Raw genomic sequence first — 17,228 nt, 5'->3', positions numbered from 1 at the left:
TAATGGTTAGTTTGAAAGAGGAAATTAAGAGTATTGGTGAACAGATAAAAAAAGAAAATGAGTGGGGGAAGATTCGCCAACTACTTTCTGAAATGAAACAAAAATTAGAAAATATCACTAGTGAGGAAATGGATGACGCTGAACTTGAAGTAATTTCAATAGGAAATTTTATCTTTATTATTACAAAACTGAAAACCTTTTATAATCAATGGGAAGAAAAAAAATTAATTTCTACTGACAAGCAGTTAGATGAGGCGGAAAAGTTAATTAAAGTTGTTATTGGCGATGTTGGGAAATTCACGGAAGAGGAGTTTCCACCGAACTATGACATTGAGGGAGCAAAAAGCAGTTTAGCAAGTTTGGAAATCGAAATTCAAGCAGCAAAAACCCGTCGGCAAAGTGTTCCTGGTAATGGAGGAGGAAATAATGATAATGGTGGTGGTAATAGTAACAATAATGACAAAAATGATCCGGCGATACAAGCAAAGATTAATAGTCTTCAAGGACAAATTAATGCCTTGGAGGAGAAATTAAGAAATCAGCCCACTTCAAACACTAATCAACAAGACAAGCGGGAATTAGCCAGATTAAGAAGAGAATTAGAGGAGTTAAAAGAAAAACAAAAAGACAAATCTCAAAATAAAGGACACAACCAAAAAGATAATTTTCCCACAGGATTAGTGGTGGGGGGCGGAATAATAATTTTTCTGCTGTTGGTGTTAGTTATTTTTTTCTGACGCAAGAGCAGAAGGAAATAATTAGATTAAAACTTCTATATAATGCCCTCAATACCTTGAAAATACATAAAAGAGCATCTTCTTTTGTCAACCATTAATCCCAAAGAAATTGCCGAAAAATTGACTTATTACGGCCTAGAAACAAAAACAATTCAAAAGGAAAATGATGTATATTTTGAGTTTGACATTCTTCCCAACCGCTCTGATCTGACAACTTGACAAGGATTAGTTCAAGAAATAGGAATTTTATTAAATTGTCAAGTAAAGCAAGTTAATTCCCCTGCTGTAAATGAAAGTCAGGGAAAAACACATCAGAAAACCAGAAAAACACCGTCAATAATCGCTATTAGTCAAGGATTTATTACCCAAAAAACCGGGCAAACATTAAGCGAACAAACTATTGAGAAAATTTGACAACAACTAAAATTTTCTTATCAGAAAGAAAGAGATATTTATCAGGTTCAAATACCTTTGTCGCGGTCAGATATCACCAATCCCGAGGATTTACTGGAAGAATTATTGCGGATTTATGATTATAATAAAATAATTGGTTCACTGCCTGCTGGCTCTCCAGCTGCTATTTCTAATAGTAAAAAGGAACAAGACGAAAAACAAAAAAGAATCCTCCGTACTTATTTAACTAATCACGGCTGGCAAGAAATTATTACTTATTCGTTGGTCTCTTCTGCCATGAAAAACGATTTTCTTTTCCCAGCCAGTGACGAATTTTATCAATTATTGAAACCGAAAAATGAGTATCATGAATATTATCGACAGACGCTTATCCCCAGTCATTTAAAAACGCTAAAATATAATCTCGCCCATGAGAACAGAGACCTCTTTTTTTTTGAAATTAGCACGGTTGCGGGTCCTTTTTACCAGGAAGAATTGCTGGTTTTGAGTGGAGTAGGAAAATTTTTTAATCAGCCACTTCACAAGTCAGTCCGGACAATCGATTTTTACTGGCTAAAAGGAACGCTGGAAAACATTTTTGAATTGTGGCAAATTGGTGCAGAAATTTCTTTTACTCCTATCTCTTTTAATTACTTATATTCATCCCAAAGCGCAGAAATATTACTCGGTTCCAAGAGAATAGGATTTTTGGGTCGTATTCACCCCCAAATTGCCCAAAAATATCAAATTAGCGAGGAGGTATTTGTGGCTCAGATTTCCCTCTCCCAAATATTTGATTATTTGTGTGATTCCCCTCCCCAAATATTTTATCAGCCGGTGGCCAATTTCCCCCCCAGCCGCAAAGATTTATCTTTCATTTTCCCAACCAGAATTAATTACAATGAAGTAATTAAAGAAATAAAAGAAATTGCCGGCCGTGATTTACAAGAAATAAAAGTTTTTGATGTTTACCAAAATGCTGAATTAAGAAATAACGAAAAAAAATCAGTTAGTTTTCATCTGATTTTTCAAAGCGCCAGTCAAACCCTACAAAACAAAGAAATAGAAAAAACATTGCAAGATATTATTGAAAAGGTGGAGAAATCGTTTAGTGCTAAAATAAGAGGTTAGTAATTTAAAAAGTAAAAAATCTTATATGAATAAGGAAAAAGAAAAAGCAATCATTGAAAGATTTACTAAAAATCTTAATAAGGAAACTAAAGTCAATGAATTAACCATAATTGGCCGGGAGAGGGAAATTAAGCAATTAATTTATATTTTGTCACGCATGATGAAAAATAACCCCTTACTGATTGGCTATCCAGGAGTGGGAAAAACGGCCTTGGTGGAAGGTTTGGTTCAAAGAATCAAACAAGAGAGAGTGCCTGATTATTTGCGCGGCAAAACTGTTTATCAATTAGATATGATGTCTCTAATGGCCGGAACTAAATTCCAGGGTGAGTTAGAAGAAAGATTAAAGATAATTTTTAATTTCATGGCTCAGCCGGAAAATAATGCTATCCTTTTTATTGATGAAATCCATTTAATTGTAGGTGCTGGTCGTAGTCAGGGCGCTCTGGATATTTCTAACCTCCTCAAACCTCTGCTCTCTCGGGGTGAAATTCAGTGTATCGGAGCCACCACCCAAGAAGAATATCGTCAGTATATTGAAAAAGATGGGGCTTTAGTGCGTCGCTTTAGCAATATATTAGTTACTGAGCCAGGTCGTGAGGACACATTAAAGATTTTACAAGGTATTCGCGATTATTTCGAGATTTACTACGAATTGAAAATTTATGATGATGCCTTGCTGGCCGCTGTCGATTTTTCCCAACGCTATCTCACCACCACCTATTTGCCGGACAAAGCGATTGATTTACTGGATGAGACTTGTGGACGGGTTCGCAGCGAAATGTGGTATGAACCAGAAATGATTGAGAAAACTAGACTAAAATTGAGGGAATTAGAAATTAAAAAGGCCGCTTTAAAAAAGGAAAAAGGCCAGGAAACCGAAGTCTTTAATCTTGAGCAGGAAATTAAAAAACAGCGGGCGAAGTTAGGCGAATTGTTGGAATTAGACCACCAAGAAAACCAAATAATTCAGGAATTAAACCGAGCCAAAAAAGAATTAGCCCAAGCCGAAAGAGAATTGGTTATTTATCAGCAAAAAGAAATTGACCTCACCAAGGCGGCCGAGTTAAAATACTCTACTATTCCGGCCAACCAAGCCAAAGTCAATGAATTGGAAACCCGCGCTCGCCATAATATATTAAGAAAATATTTTATCAATCGCGAGGACATTGCGTTAACCATCGCACAGAAATATGATTTGCCGATTGGCAAAATTCTTGCCAGCGAGCAGCAAAAATTACTTTTCTTGCCGGCTATTCTCCAGCAAAGAGTGAAAGGACAAGGCCAGGCTTTGCGGGCCATTAGCGAGTCCATTTTTCGGTCCCGTGCAGGAGTTCAGGACCCCAATCGCCCTTTAGCATCTTTTCTTTTTGTGGGACCAACCGGAGTAGGAAAGACCGAAGTGGCTTTGACAATTGCCGAGCAACTTTTCGACCAAAAAAAAAATCTTATTCGCTTGGATATGACCGAATTTACCGAGCCGCATTCAATTAGTAAATTAATTGGTTCCCCTCCAGGTTACATTGGCTTCGAAGAACGCCCCCGCCTAGAAATTGTGCGGGAAAAAATGCATAGCGTCATACTTTTTGACGAAATAGAAAAAGCCCATCCTGAGGTTATTAACATTCTTTTACAGATACTCGATAATGGGTTTTTGACTTTGGCTAATGGTCGGGAAGTCAACTTTCGCAACACGATCATCATTTTGACAACTAACTTAGGTTCGGAATTATATTTTGAAAATAAGGAAATGACTGAAATAAAAGAGGAATTAAACTTTGAATTAAAAAATCATTTTCGTCCGGAATTTCTCAATCGGCTTGACGAAATAATTTTCTTTAATTTTTTAAGCAGAAAGGTTGTTAAGGAAATTATTAGCAAAGAATTACAATTTTTTATCCAACGAATCGCGTCGGAGAAAAATATTAAATTGCGATATAGCGAGGAAGTGGTGGAAAAAATTCTGGATGAGGCTTACTCGCTTGAGTATGGGGCTCGACCGATTAAACATTATATTGAAAAAAAAATCGGCACCTTGATTGGACGAGGCATTGTCTCACAATTTCTTCATATGGGTGCTAATTATGCTCTTAATTTGGAAGAAGGAACCAAGGAAATTAAAATGACTGTCCTTCCAGCCTTAGAACAGAAAAAAAATAATTTGTTGGGGGGAAAATAGATCTGATATTTTGTCTGACAAGACTAAAAGTAAACATAGATATTTTATACGAAATAAAACAATTAATGGAGATATTCTAAAGGAGAAAAAAATGCGTTCACTAAAGATAAAAGTATATAAAATTATAAATGTAGGCGAACCATACTAAACTTAAATATAAATAATAAATAAAATAATGTTATGTCAGAAAATAAAAATAACAAAAAGGCTCTCGCCGAAAAATTAAGAAATCATTTGAATGCACCGGAATATGTGGCGGTCCCTGATTTAATGAGAAGTGGTGATTATTCACCTGCTTTAACTTATCACGACGGAGAACATATTCTTCAAAAAAGAAGGTTTATTGACTTTGAAAAAGAACTTGATCTGATTTGTTACGACCAATTGGAACCTACCGATTGAAAGGAAATAATTAATTTAATTAAGCAACGAAACGAGGAAAGAGAGAAAAATTATCAAGCCAAAAAAAAGAAAATTGAGGAAAAAGTGAATAGCCAACCTGGTTTATATTACTATTATGGAAGTGGGAGCGAAGATGACCGCAGTAATTCTATAATTGATTATGGAGATAAACAAGGAAGATATTTTGGCTTGTGAGGAAGCGAAAATGGCCGGAGTTTTTATTTAAATATTAACGCCAAGCACCCAGTTTTAGATACTTTTCCTTGGGGAAAGTACGGGTATTATTTAATTGAAACCGACAAACTGATTGAAAGAAATGACGGGGTGGTTCGTCCATGAAGTAGCGGCGGCGAGGACAATCCCAGCAATTTCCGTAAATGAGTAGAAGTGGGCGATAAAATTACTATCACTCCTTATGAAGTTAAGAATGACAATGAATTGTCTGAAAATCAAAAAAAAGAATTAAATTTAGAAACCGCAAGAAAGGGCAATTGTGATACTTGCCAGAAAAAGTTAAAAGGGACTCGATTTGTCGAAGGCGACGACAATTTTTATATTATTAAACGTTATCATGGTAAAGCCAATATAGGTGGTCCAGTAATATGGGCTTGTCAAGACTGTTATTCAACTAAAGAACAAGAATATTTACAAAATTGCTCGGGCATTTACGAAAGATTTAAGGAGGAAAATGGAGAAATTGACTACCGACTAATAAAAGCCGAATGAATTGACTGCTATGCGGGCAAGAAAGACCAAAACGGTCGAATATTAAAACAACGAGATTGCTCTCATTGTCAACCTTGAAAACGCCAGGAAATTTCTACTCCTAACAGCGACGAGAAAATTAAACAAATTGCCACTCTTTTACTCCGCTATTTCCAAGAACATGATATTAAAAAAATTGAACTAAATAATGGCGAATTAATAATCACGCATAATAATAATAATAATAATAAAATTGTTTCACGGGCAGGGATTAACCACGAACTTCAAAATGTCGAAAATTATCTGGTGAAAAAAGGCGAGAATACTCTGGAATTACAGCAATTATTAAATGAACTCAACTCCTCGCCAAATCCTACTTCGGCTTCTCCCAAAAAAAACTATACTCCTTACCTAATTGGTGGCACGATTGGGGTAGGTTTAGCGGCATTAGTTATAATTAGTTTTTGATTGCTAAAAAAGCAAAAAAAGAATAAATAAAAATAGTTGATATTGCCATGCGAATCGATAAAATTAATATTAGACCCAAGTCGAGGTTAATTCTGACTCCACCTAAAGAGAAATTGTGTCCGCATCCCCAGATTACTAACCTAACCATAAATAAAAATAAAATTAAGGCCCTTTTGGCTGATGGACGCGAGATAAGCATTCCTACTAGTTGGCTCACCGAGCAGTCTGTCCCTTTAACTAAATTACAAAAATACGAAATTTGAGATGGTTACGAAATCTACTGGCCCGATCTAAAAGAAGTAATTGGGGTAGAAACTTTTACAGAGGGTTTATTAGGGGCTTGTTGTGATTATCATTAATTATTGACTAAATTAGAAAAGTTTTTTTTGCTAACAAACGATAATTATATGCCTCTCTTGCTCGAAAAAGATGGTTATCAATTTTACTTTAAAAAGGTGAACCCTTGATTCCTTATAAAAAACCGCATGTTCATGTCCGGGGTCAAGGAGGCCGAATTGAATTTATTTGCCTAGTTTTGCCATTAAAAAAGATGATAAAAGTATGCCCCGAGTAAAAATAAATCAAATCCGGAAAATTCTCCAAATTCATGGCTCGGAATTTTTGGTTGAATGAAACAAGATTAAAGGCATCTCAAAATAAAGTTAAAAATAAAAAAATAACTATATGAATCAAGTATTTACAGGAACGGTAATCGGTCTCAAGAATGCCAAGACGGCCACAGTAGAATTAGTTACTAATAGACTACACGATAAATATCGCAAACTGATTAAAAGCAAAAAGAAAATCCAGGCTCATAACGAGAACCATGAATTGCAAGTAGGGGATAGAGTGATAATTAAAAGTAGCCGTCCCTATTCGGCTACTAAAAGATTTTTGGTGATTGAAAAAGTGAAGTCGGCAATTCCACGGGGAGTAGTGGAATAATGAACATCATTTGAATAATACTGTTAACCCCTTATTTTTACTTTCCGCTGGCTTGATTTTTACCGAAAAAGTTTAGAAAAAGAGTTTTTTTGTTCTTTTTCACTTTGTCAGTCATGATTTTTCTCTATTTCTCGTTAATGGCTCTTTTTTATTATTTTCATTTTCTGCGTGACCCAAAAGGACTTAATGCTCTTATTTGCGGAATTTTTGCGTTTAACTCGTCTTTTGCTGTCCTTCTTTTTTTTTATGCTCTTTCTTGGCGGCTACAATTAGCATTTAATTTTTTTTTGAAAAACCCTCTAATTTTTGTAATTGCTCTTTTTGCCTAATGCCTAATCTTTTTTTGGCTTTTAATTTGGCTATCTTTTTTTTGAGAATTTTCTGGCTTTCCAAACTTCCACCGCTTCATAAATGATAAACTACCAAAGCATCTAATTGGTGTAGACTAATTTTTTTTTGTTTATATTTTCAGCCTTTACCCCGTCCTACTTTACAAGTTAGACTTTCAATTTGCTCCTGACCACTAAAAAGTTTATTCTTAAACAGTTTTACTTGATTAACCGCCACGCTATCTATTTTCTGAATAAAATCAAAAATATATTTCAAAGCCATAATGCCTCCAATCAATTTATAGAGGCCTACGGTCCCCTGGTGCTGCCGACCATAAATGTAAGTAGTATTTTCATAAATAATAATTTCGGGTTTTCGTTCTTTCACTAAATCTACAATAAAATTCAAATGTTCCTCTCATTTTTTACTTTGATATTCAAAAAATAGAGATTTTGGTTTATTATTTGAAAAAAAGAATATTCCTGTAGTGCCAGTTCCGGAAGGGTCAATACACAAGTATTTGACCTTCGGTAAGACTTCGCCTTTCATAATCTTTTTTTAACCTAATTAACAATTTTGTTCTTTAAAAAAATTATTATTATGGACGCTAAACGATATATAAACACCACGTACCCGCCTAGAATAAGAGAAAATGTTAGAGAAGTAATATTTCGCAATTTGAACGGGGCTAGTGTGAATTTGAACGGATTTAATAATTTGGAAAAAGTGGCTTTTTTTAGTGGAAATTTCGCTAGTTTAAAGATTTCCGATTTACAAAACTTAAAGGAAATAGGATTGTTCTACAATAATGCAGCCAGCATAAAGATTACTAATTGTCCCAAATTAGAAAAAATTTATTTACTTGACAATAATTTTGTCAATATTAATATTCAAGAAGAATATCATTCATTTGTAGAAGTCCCGACAAATTGTATTTGGAATAGGCCAATCAGATAATTATTTTGAGTTTGGTAGATTTATTCCCAGTGTTCTTAAAGTATTTAAGTAAATTTTCTCTGCTGCCACTTTTACATCCATTTTTTTGATTTCAGCAATTTTGGTTAAAGTATGAATTATATTTTGCGGATAATTAATTCGTCCCCGAAAAGGTTCAGGAGTTAAATAAGGAGCATCGGTCTCTATGACTATCCTTTCCAGAGGGATTTTTTCTATTACTTGTCCTCATCTTTCTTTCCATTTAGCATTTTTATACGTGATATTGCCTGCAAAAGAAACGTAAAAACCCAAGTTAATGAACTTTTCGGCTATCTCCCAATTGCCGGTAAAGCAATGAAGAATACCTTTTTTTATTCCACTTTCTTTCACTATTTCGTAAGCGTCAGCAAAAGCCTCGCGGATGTGTAATAACACGGGTAAATCGTATTTTTTGGCTAACTCTAATTGTCTTTTAAATCAATATTTTTGTTTGTCAATATCCGTAAAAGTGCGATAATAATCCAAACCAATTTCTCCAATGGCGATAATTTTTTGATTAGTCAATTGTTTTTCTACTCAGATTAAATTTTCTTCTGTCAAGTCCTCATTGCTGTTTGGATGCAAACCCAAGGCTCCATACAGATTGGAAAATTCTTTTAACTGCTCTATTACTTTTTGATTACTCTCCTTGTCGTAACCAACATTCAGAATATATTTTACCCCTACGGCAGCAGCGGCTTGGATTATTTGTTTTGTGTTTAGATTCTGTTGGTGGTATTTTTTATCGGCCAAATGGCAATGAGTATCAAAAATGGATAAGTTATTCATAAGTATTTTTTTGATAATAACTCGTATTTTGAAGCCTTATAGTCTAAAATAAAATTATAATATTATATGAGCCGAACAACCAAACTAAAACAATTAAATTTAAATCCTTTGTCAGTAGCAAAGTATTTTTATCAAAAAGGTATTGAAACTTCACCCATTATTCAGCAACTAATTTATTTTGCTTACTTGGAAGCCTTAAAAGATGGTTATTTGCTCTTCGAAGAAGAATGAAAAGCTTGACCAAATGGACCAGTAATAGAATTAGTAATTGATAGGATGTTCGAAAATTTGGATAAACTTGATAAACTTTTTGTCAAGGTGGAAGACATAAAAAATAAATTAGTTCTTAACTACGCTGAAAAAATATTTAAAAAATACCGGAATAAGGAGCGATACATCATTTTTGAAAAAGCCCAAAATAAGCCGTGAAAAGATGCTCGCAAACCCCTTAAATCTGAAAAAGAAATTGCTAAAATTCCTTTTGATAGCCTAATCAAGTTTTCTAATGGCAAACTTTCGCGAATAACTATTTAACGATGATTATTGTTTTTGATAAACTACTCACCGATTGTATTCATGATCCCATTTTGCATAATCGATTAAGGGAAAATAATCTTCGTTCTTTTTTCTCTTGGCTCATGCTTGCCTGAGGAGAATTCAACGATTTAACTTTTAAAGAAATTGACCAACGCCGCAATTGTCATTTTGTTGATTTTGGCACGCAACAAAAAATCACGAAATTTTTTAAAAAACATGCTAAAACCAGTCAAGTTAAATCATTTGTTTACCACGCCAACCTTTATCAATTATCCATTCCAAATACAGAAATCAGACTAATTGGCGACTTAAAACGCCACTATTTTCACGCCAAAGAAAAATCCTACAACGACTTATTTTCAGTATTATTCATTGACTTCAACCATTCTTTACATAAAAATATTGGTAAATTAAAGGCTAAACGAGTGGATTTAATTTGTATTATGGAGGAGGAAAATTGCCCTGATTATTAATAAACCGTCAAAAGAAAGCCGCAAGTTTAAACATTTTCTCTATCTTCCAGTAAAATTTCCCAAAAATTTTCACCAAAAAAAATCTAAATAGCCCATCTAAATTAGCAGTATGTAATTCAGTCTTATAATTATTTATTACAATATAGAATTACCGTTACGTTTTCTCACTTCTAACTCTCTAATAATAAAATTAAAAATATGGTAGACACAAGAAACCTTTCATTCACAAAAAAAAAAAAAAAAAACGATTTTAATAATTAGTGGATTAATATTAGTAGCCGTTTTTGGTGTTGTCACTTATTTTGTTTGGTCCAAAAAGGAAGTAAAAGTCGAAACTAAACAGCAGAACGAGGAGAAAAAAATTCGGCAATTACAAAGTCAATTATCCCAAATAAAAAATAACCTTGATAAGCCGGAAAACCAAGCCAAAAAAACTGAATTTTTGACTCAAATAACGGAAGTAGAAAATGAACTAAGCAATATTAACAGCAAAAATAATCAAGAATGAGAAAAGACAATCCAAAAATTAGAGCAGGAAATTAAAAAAATTAAGGAGAAATTAGAAAATGCCCCAAATCCACCTCCGAATGATACACCTGACAACAATAATCCGCCAGCACCCGATAATTCTGACCCCAACCAAAATAAACCGGTAGAGTATGTGGCTACCAAAATAAATGACAATACATTTAAATATCATTTTGTCATTAATAACGCGAGCGGAGAAAAACTAAGTTGAAAAAGCGTTATCAGTCTTTTAAGACTCAAAAGCAGAGGATTTTTCCCAATATTTCAAGGAGCCTTAAAAGATGCTAATGATAAATTTCCCGCCTATTTTTGAGAATGCCCGCCGGTATCGAAAAAAACTCTTGATAAGCCTTTTGAATTTGTGGTGATAAGGAGCGATAATTTAAATAATGTTAAGCAGAACTGGACGTCTTTCGGAAATCATATTTCTAATAATTCCCAAAAACAGGCTTGTAGTTTTCCTGGTCTAAGCGGTGATAACATTTTAATTATTCCTATTCCTAAACCAGGACCAGAGCTTGATTTCAAAAATATTAGCCAGTTCACCAAAAATGGCCCCGAGGAACAGCAACAAGCACTTTGACAAGAAGTAGCCGAAAAATTGTCCGAGGAATTGTCAAAAAGTGACCGTCCTCGCTGGTTGAGTACCCACGGATTAGGAGTTCCTTATTTACATGTGCGGATTTGTGAAAGACCGAGATATTATCATTACAAGGAATATGAAAAATGAGGGTAAAAATTATAATATAAAAAAATATTATATAGATGATTAAATTAGAGAACAAACACCAATATATAAAAGTCGCCTTTTTCTAATTTGCCGTAATGGTTAAGATAAAATAAAATATGCTTAGATTTAGTGAAATCAGTATCCCATGAGACGGCTCATGCCGTTATTTTTAATTGAGATATTTATTGGGGTCATTATGACCCTCATAAGTCAATTACTAAATATTTACAAAATTATTACTGAAAGCAGGCTATCGATTGAAAGAGAATTATACTATCTTATACGAAGTATTAAAAAAATTAAAGTAAATTATGCCAAGACTAGCAACACCAGAAAAAAACTTGAATACAGGGATTAATCACGCCCAAAATTACGCTGAACTAGTATCTTTTTATAATCGTTTAGACCAAGAACAAAAAGTAGAATTTCGCCATAAACTAGAAAAGTTAATTAAGCAGCCAGTTTTGCCACAAAGAATGAAAAATATCTCCATTCTTTAAATCAGGAAGGATATGAAAGAATGCTAATTTATACTAAATTGCTTTTGGTGAGTTAAGATTGTTTAAGAAATCATGTAACGTAATAAAAAATTAGAGTTGATTGTATAACTAAAAACTTTATAGAAATTTTATTTTAGAAGAAAAAAAATAAATAATTTTGAGGTAGTGAGAGCTTATTTAGAAACAACCAACTAATTTTCTTGGTAAAAACAACTCTCATTTTTTTCAATTTGAGTTGTTAATCTAAAACTTTCTTCCGTCAAGGATGCAATTTCAGCAGTTAGCAAGCAAACATTATCCTCTACCACTTTATTGTAATTGTAATCAGGTAAAGCGTAGATTTTATTGAGTGGAAAAGTTTCCATCGTCCTAGAAACTATATGAGGATTATCATCAATAAAAATATCAAAGTCGGGACAATTTTCTTTTATTCATTGCCATTTGGGGGGAATTGAACCAATAGTGAAAGGGATAAAATTTAACTGGGTAGAGGAAAAATTACCAAAAGTTTTTTTGAATATTTCTATCTTTCGCGGATCGCTGTCCGAAAAACTACTTTTATCGCAGGCAGTGAGGAAGATAAGACTCTCGATCGTTTCTGCTTGTAAAGAAGTTAATAACTCTTTGGCTGGTGAAAGAAAAGAAGCGTCCTTATAAAAATCAGATCTCTTTATTAACTCTTCATATTTACTTTTCTTCTCTCCTTCTTTATTAATGCCACAATTTACTTTAAACTGTTTTGAGGTTACGAATTCTTTTTGTCAGAAATTTTTATAAAAATCTTGGAAGGGGATTTTTTCTTCTTTGAGCTCTCAAGTTAAAAGAGGAAGATGAACCTGAATTACATCATCTCAATCACATATAATCTTAGGCTTTCTTCCCTTTTCCTGATAAAACTTCTCAATGAGGAAGCGAAGATTAGTAATTTCTTTTATTCTCATTTTGCACAATTTTTTAAATTTTTTATTTATAAGTACTCAAATAAAGTAAACAGAAGTTTTTTTTAGGCTTCATTAATCCCTAAACTTTAAGTATCCTAGCCCAAGGATTGATTTTTCCTTTAAACCTATATTCTAATTTTATATATTTGATGTTTTACTGAAATAGTAATTCTTGGATTTGGGCTAATAATTTAGCCTTTATAAATATAAAATTATTATATATTATGACATGGCGATATTCCTCCCTAACAGTAAAGAGAGTAGAGAGAGTAAAATTAGTCTCTAATTCTCGCACAAATAATTCAAAAGGGGGATATTTTGCCTTAAAAAAATTACTTATTTTTAATATTAGTGGAGGGAATATTTTGGCTTTTTTAGGCTCAGTGGATTCAGGATAATTTACTTTGATTTACTGGGTAAAATAGAGTTGTATTTTATCTTAAGAAAGTTTAATAAAAAAAATTTAGGGGATGAACTTATTATAACTAAATATCATAACTAATAAAGAAAGTAAGTAAAAATATGGTAAGAAATATATTAATAGTAGGAATAACTGGTAGCGGTAAGTCTGCTCTAGCAAATGTTTTAACTGGTACTAATGATTTTAAAGAAAAAGAATCTGGAGTTAGTGTAACTAGAGAATTTCAAAAAAGTAGCAATCCTTTTCAAAACCCTTTTCAATTAGAAGAAGGAGCAAACTACTATGTAATTGACAATGTTGGGTTTGGAGATAATAGAAGTGAACTTTCTAAAGAAGTTATCTTGTACGAAGTAGCAAAGGCTATTTATTTTATCAGAGAAGAATTAAAACAAGGAATTAACCAAGTTTTTTTTGTTTTTAGTGAGAAATTTTCTAAAGCAGACGTAGGTAATTTTAACTTGTTTAAAGGACTTATTCTTGAAAGTGGAATTACTAAATTTACTACTTTAGTCCGCACTAATTTCAAAAAGTTTGAAGATTCACAAAAATGCAAAGAGGACCAGCAAGCATTGCTTGAAACAAATAAAGAAATTGAGGAGATAATTGAATCCTGCAACGATATTTTGCTTGCTGATAATTTAACTTTAAAAATTTTACATGTTGACAATCCAACTTTGGATATTGCCCCCGCTGATGATGAAGATGACGAAGATAAAATAGAAAGAGAAAACAAAATAAACGAAAATGGAAGCAAAAGAGGAGCATCAAGAGAAAAATTATTAAAACACCTGGGTGATGAGCATTGTTCGGGCACTTATAATTTGAGAGAGCAAAGCAAAGTATGTAAGATATATGATATAATAGCAAATCATACGGAAGAAAAAGAAATAATCGAAGAAATTAGTGCCTTTATAGAGCAAAATACACAAAAACAGAACTAAAAAAATATGGTAAACTGAAAAGATATTCATCAAGATTTTACTTCTGAATTACAGAAAAAATGAGAAAACAAAGATTTTGAATATGAAAAGACAGAAGAATGAATAAACTTAGGCTTAAATCCCACAGATATTGATTATGCTTGCTGATTAAGAGATATTAAACAAATAGATACCGAATGGGTAAAAAATAATAATTTAGTCGATTTATTGAGAGAAGAATTCAATAATAGCGAATATAGAAAAAGGGCAGAATTAGTAGAAGAAAGAATGAATGCTATTCTTCTTATTGGCAACACAGGCAAAGGAAAATCAACGTTGGCTAATGTTCTTATTGGAAGAAAAAAAGAAGACGGAAAATTAATTTTTAAAGAAAGTGATAGAAGTGCCAGTGAGACCAAAGAGATTCAAACTGAAAAATTTAAAGAAAATGGTCTCAATTATCTTATCATTGACACTCCAGGCATGGATGACAATCGAGAAGAATTGCCCACTGAAAAAATATTAGACATAGTTGCCGAAGCAGTTTATCTAGTTAGAAATGGAGTAAATCAAGTCTTATTTGTGGTTAGCGGTCGTTTTAATGAGTATGAAATGGCCACTTATGATTTACTAAGGGTGGTTATTTTTAGCGAAGAAATTACTAACTACACCACCGTAATTCGCACTAAATTCGTAAATTTTAGGAACTCAGAAAAATGCAATAAAGATATAGTTGAAATGGAAAAGGAAGACGGAAGATTGTCTGAGATAATTAAATCTTGTCATGGGAAGATTGTTCATGTTGATAATGATAATGATAAAAAAAGACAAAAATCAAGAGAAAAATTACTGAATCATTTAACTAAAGAATGTCTGGATATTTACAAACCTCCGAAATTACAAAATTTAAGTGACAAGATTTTTGACGATATGAAAGAAAAAAAGAGACTAGAAGAGGCTCTGGAAGAAAGAACAACAGACTTAAAAACTAAAAGAAAAAAAATAATTAGAAAGTTGAAAACTAGTGAAAGAGGCAATCATGAATCTAAGACCAATAAAGTTAGTAAAAGCAATGATTCTATAGAAAGCGTTAATGAGTCGGCCACTAGGGGAAAAGAAAAAGAGCAAAAAAATGATAACCCATTAGGACTAAGTCAGATTGAGCAAAAAGAAATTAGAGAGTTAGAAAAAGAAAGAGAAAAATTAAGAAAGGAAATTCAAGAAAAAGTACAAATTATTCGCAAAAAAATATTTGACTATATTCTTGAGAATTATAAAGATATTGAAAAAATCGAAGGAGGGCATATTTTTATTAGTAATATCAACAGCAATAATAGTAAAGAAATTACTAAAATTAAGGAAGAAAAGGTCGAAAGGTGATTAATTAAAAATCTTGACTATCTACAAACTTGAGAACTCATTGATAGGTTAGAGAATAATTTAGACACCGAAAACTGCTTGCCTTTTTGTTTTTGGCTAATGAATAATAGAAAGTTGACAGAGAAAAAAGTGCCGGACGATGATGAAATTAAAAGGTGAATAGATGAATATCGCAATCAGTTGAAAAAAGATAATGAAAGATTAAAACTTTTGGATGATCAAAAAGACAAAAATCAAGAAAGCCAAAATTTACAAAGTTGAGAATCATTAAAAGAAATTTTAAAACAAAATTTCAAAAACTGAACTAGCGGTAGTTATGTTATTGATAAATTTATTCAAGAACTTCAATTAAAGGCAAATAACTTTCAAGAAATATTAGAATGAATATATTACGAAAAATTTTTTAATATTGAGTACTTAGCCGAAGGAGGATTTGGTAAAGTGTATAAAGCCGTGTGAGCAGACGGCCCAATTAAAAGTTGAAATATAGAATCGGACAGTTGAGAAAGAGAGAAAAATAAAGCAGTGGCTTTAAAAACTTTGAACGATTTTGGAAATAAATTTTTACAAGAAATTTCTTATCATAAATTATTTAGTAGTGATAATAGTATTATAAACTGTTATGGTATTTCCCAAGATTCCAAAACCAAGAATTATTCCATGGTTATTGATTATATTCCTGACGGTAATTTACGAAAATATTTAAGTGAAAATAGATTAGAGTTTGAAGATAAACTGTATCAACTATACACTATCGCATTTGGATTAGAGGCTATTCATGGAAAAGGATTGGTTCATCATGATTTTCATCCGGGTAATATATTAGTTGATGATTTAGAGTGTTATATTATTGATTTCGGGTTGAGTAGGTCAGTAGATGAAAGAGGAGATGACAAACTTTATGGAGTTCTACCCTATGTAGCACCTGAGGTTTTAATGGAGAAACAGTATACAAAGGCTGCTGATATTTATTCTTTTGGGATGGTAGGTTATGAATTGTTTACTGGTAAGCCTCCTTATGACAGTAATTTACTAACTCGTAGTATGACGAGGTTAAGTCTGGAAATCTGCCGAGGGCTACGACCTCAGTTTAAGATTAAAATACCACAGTTATTAGAAGATTTAATTAAACATTGCTGAGATGCTAATCCTGCTAAAAGGCCAATAGCCAGTGAATTAGAAAGGACTTTAAGTGATTGATACAATGAAATGGAGGACAAAAGTTCAGAATTTTATTGGCAAGTTCGAGAGTCTGAAGAACATAATAAATCATTGCTGACAGCCAATCCTGAATACAAAACTCACACCCAAGCCATTTATACTAGCCGCTTGTTAGATTTCAAAAATCTCTCCGAACCCCAAAACAATTTCTCTCAAGTATGGCAAGATTCTACTTTATTAGAATTGCAAATTAAAGGAGTTGAAGAAGAATTAAAAATTCTTAAAGAAACCTACGATGAACCCGAGTTGATAGAAAAGTTTATTCAGGTTAATAAAAAAATACTCAAAAACGAAGCAGACAACCAAACAAAAAGTGAAGTCAAAAAACTAAAAAAACAACTAAAAGAAAAATGTTTTTCAAGGGAAAATATTGAAGCGATTATTCGTTATTGTGAAGAGTTAGTTGATTTAGAACAGAAGTCAGAAAAAGTGCAAGCAGAAAACTTATCGCTTGCTAGCACTAAAATAAAATTGTCACTAGACGATCAACTCCAAGTCCAACAATTACAAGAACCTAAATAAC

General features: G+C 32.6%; 16 protein-coding genes. 13 read left to right on the top strand and 3 right to left on the bottom strand.

Features of this window, described 5'->3' with window-relative positions; genetic code table 4:
• Positions 1-2: 2 nt before the first annotated feature.
• From DHMRE_RS00535 to DHMRE_RS00510, 6 genes are all read left to right on the top strand, one after another.
• Entirely contained in the window at positions 3-758 is a 756-nt protein-coding gene (locus DHMRE_RS00535) for a hypothetical protein (RefSeq protein ID WP_322632454.1), read from the top strand.
• Positions 759-779: 21 nt separating this feature from the next.
• A complete protein-coding gene (locus DHMRE_RS00530; protein ID WP_322632453.1) occupies positions 780-2,261 on the top strand; it encodes a hypothetical protein in 1,482 nt (493 codons plus the stop codon).
• A gap of 25 nt (positions 2,262-2,286) precedes the next feature.
• A complete protein-coding gene (locus DHMRE_RS00525; protein ID WP_322632452.1) occupies positions 2,287-4,440 on the top strand; it encodes an AAA family ATPase in 2,154 nt (717 codons plus the stop codon).
• 180 nt (positions 4,441-4,620) lie between these two features.
• The gene (locus DHMRE_RS00520) at positions 4,621-6,045 is read left to right on the top strand and encodes a hypothetical protein (RefSeq protein ID WP_322632451.1); all 1,425 of its coding nucleotides are present in this window, start codon (positions 4,621-4,623) and stop codon (positions 6,043-6,045) included.
• A gap of 17 nt (positions 6,046-6,062) precedes the next feature.
• Positions 6,063-6,374, top strand: coding sequence for a DUF2442 domain-containing protein (locus DHMRE_RS00515; protein WP_322632450.1), 312 nt, complete (start codon positions 6,063-6,065; stop codon positions 6,372-6,374).
• 325 nt (positions 6,375-6,699) lie between these two features.
• The gene (locus DHMRE_RS00510) at positions 6,700-6,960 is read left to right on the top strand and encodes a small ribosomal subunit protein uS17 (RefSeq protein WP_322632449.1); all 261 of its coding nucleotides are present in this window, start codon (positions 6,700-6,702) and stop codon (positions 6,958-6,960) included.
• Between the two features lie 276 nt (positions 6,961-7,236).
• Here DHMRE_RS00510 and DHMRE_RS00505 read toward each other — a convergent pair whose 3' ends face one another.
• Complete coding sequence (locus tag DHMRE_RS00505; protein ID WP_322632448.1) at positions 7,237-7,839, bottom strand: hypothetical protein; 603 nt, start codon at positions 7,837-7,839, stop codon at positions 7,237-7,239.
• A 51-nt stretch (positions 7,840-7,890) separates the two neighbouring features.
• On the opposite strand from DHMRE_RS00505, the gene DHMRE_RS00500 reads away from it, so the two are divergent.
• Positions 7,891-8,247: a hypothetical protein gene (locus tag DHMRE_RS00500; RefSeq protein WP_322632447.1), complete on the top strand. Its 357-nt coding sequence runs from the start codon at positions 7,891-7,893 to the stop codon at positions 8,245-8,247.
• On the opposite strand, the gene DHMRE_RS00495 is transcribed toward DHMRE_RS00500, so the two are convergent.
• Positions 8,248-9,054 (bottom strand): TatD family hydrolase, encoded by an 807-nt coding sequence (locus DHMRE_RS00495; protein WP_322632446.1) that lies wholly within the window; start codon positions 9,052-9,054, stop codon positions 8,248-8,250. It abuts the gene before it with no gap.
• A 66-nt stretch (positions 9,055-9,120) separates the two neighbouring features.
• Here DHMRE_RS00495 and DHMRE_RS00490 point away from each other — a divergent pair, with 66 nt between their 5' ends.
• The 4 genes from DHMRE_RS00490 to DHMRE_RS00475 all read left to right on the top strand — a co-directional run bounded on the left by DHMRE_RS00490 (position 9,121) and on the right by DHMRE_RS00475 (position 11,822).
• The gene (locus tag DHMRE_RS00490; RefSeq protein WP_322632445.1) at positions 9,121-9,588 is read left to right on the top strand and encodes a type II toxin-antitoxin system antitoxin SocA domain-containing protein; all 468 of its coding nucleotides are present in this window, start codon (positions 9,121-9,123) and stop codon (positions 9,586-9,588) included.
• 2 nt (positions 9,589-9,590) lie between these two features.
• Entirely contained in the window at positions 9,591-10,064 is a 474-nt protein-coding gene (locus tag DHMRE_RS00485; protein ID WP_322632444.1) for a hypothetical protein, read from the top strand.
• A 442-nt stretch (positions 10,065-10,506) separates the two neighbouring features.
• On the top strand, positions 10,507-11,328 hold the full coding sequence (locus tag DHMRE_RS00480) for a DUF6940 family protein (RefSeq protein ID WP_322632443.1): 822 nt from the start codon (positions 10,507-10,509) through the stop codon (positions 11,326-11,328).
• A gap of 305 nt (positions 11,329-11,633) precedes the next feature.
• Entirely contained in the window at positions 11,634-11,822 is a 189-nt protein-coding gene (locus tag DHMRE_RS00475) for a hypothetical protein (RefSeq protein WP_322632442.1), read from the top strand.
• Positions 11,823-12,013: 191 nt separating this feature from the next.
• Here the strand turns inward: DHMRE_RS00475 and DHMRE_RS00470 are convergent, their stop codons facing one another.
• Positions 12,014-12,763 (bottom strand): hypothetical protein, encoded by a 750-nt coding sequence (locus DHMRE_RS00470; protein ID WP_322632441.1) that lies wholly within the window; start codon positions 12,761-12,763, stop codon positions 12,014-12,016.
• A 522-nt stretch (positions 12,764-13,285) separates the two neighbouring features.
• Between DHMRE_RS00470 and DHMRE_RS00465 the strand changes: the two genes are divergently transcribed.
• Positions 13,286-14,125, top strand: a complete 840-nt coding sequence (locus DHMRE_RS00465) for a GTPase (protein ID WP_322632440.1) — start codon at positions 13,286-13,288, stop codon at positions 14,123-14,125.
• 6 nt (positions 14,126-14,131) lie between these two features.
• The gene (locus tag DHMRE_RS00460; RefSeq protein ID WP_322632439.1) at positions 14,132-17,227 is read left to right on the top strand and encodes a protein kinase; all 3,096 of its coding nucleotides are present in this window, start codon (positions 14,132-14,134) and stop codon (positions 17,225-17,227) included.
• The last annotated feature ends 1 nt before the right edge of the window (position 17,228 follow it).

The sequence above is a fragment of the endosymbiont DhMRE of Dentiscutata heterogama genome, assembly GCF_002888635.2.
Classification (GTDB): Bacteria; Bacillota_I; Bacilli_A; order Mycoplasmatales; family CGIF01; genus CGIF01.
This window is presented reverse-complemented; position numbering and strand designations above follow the sequence as displayed.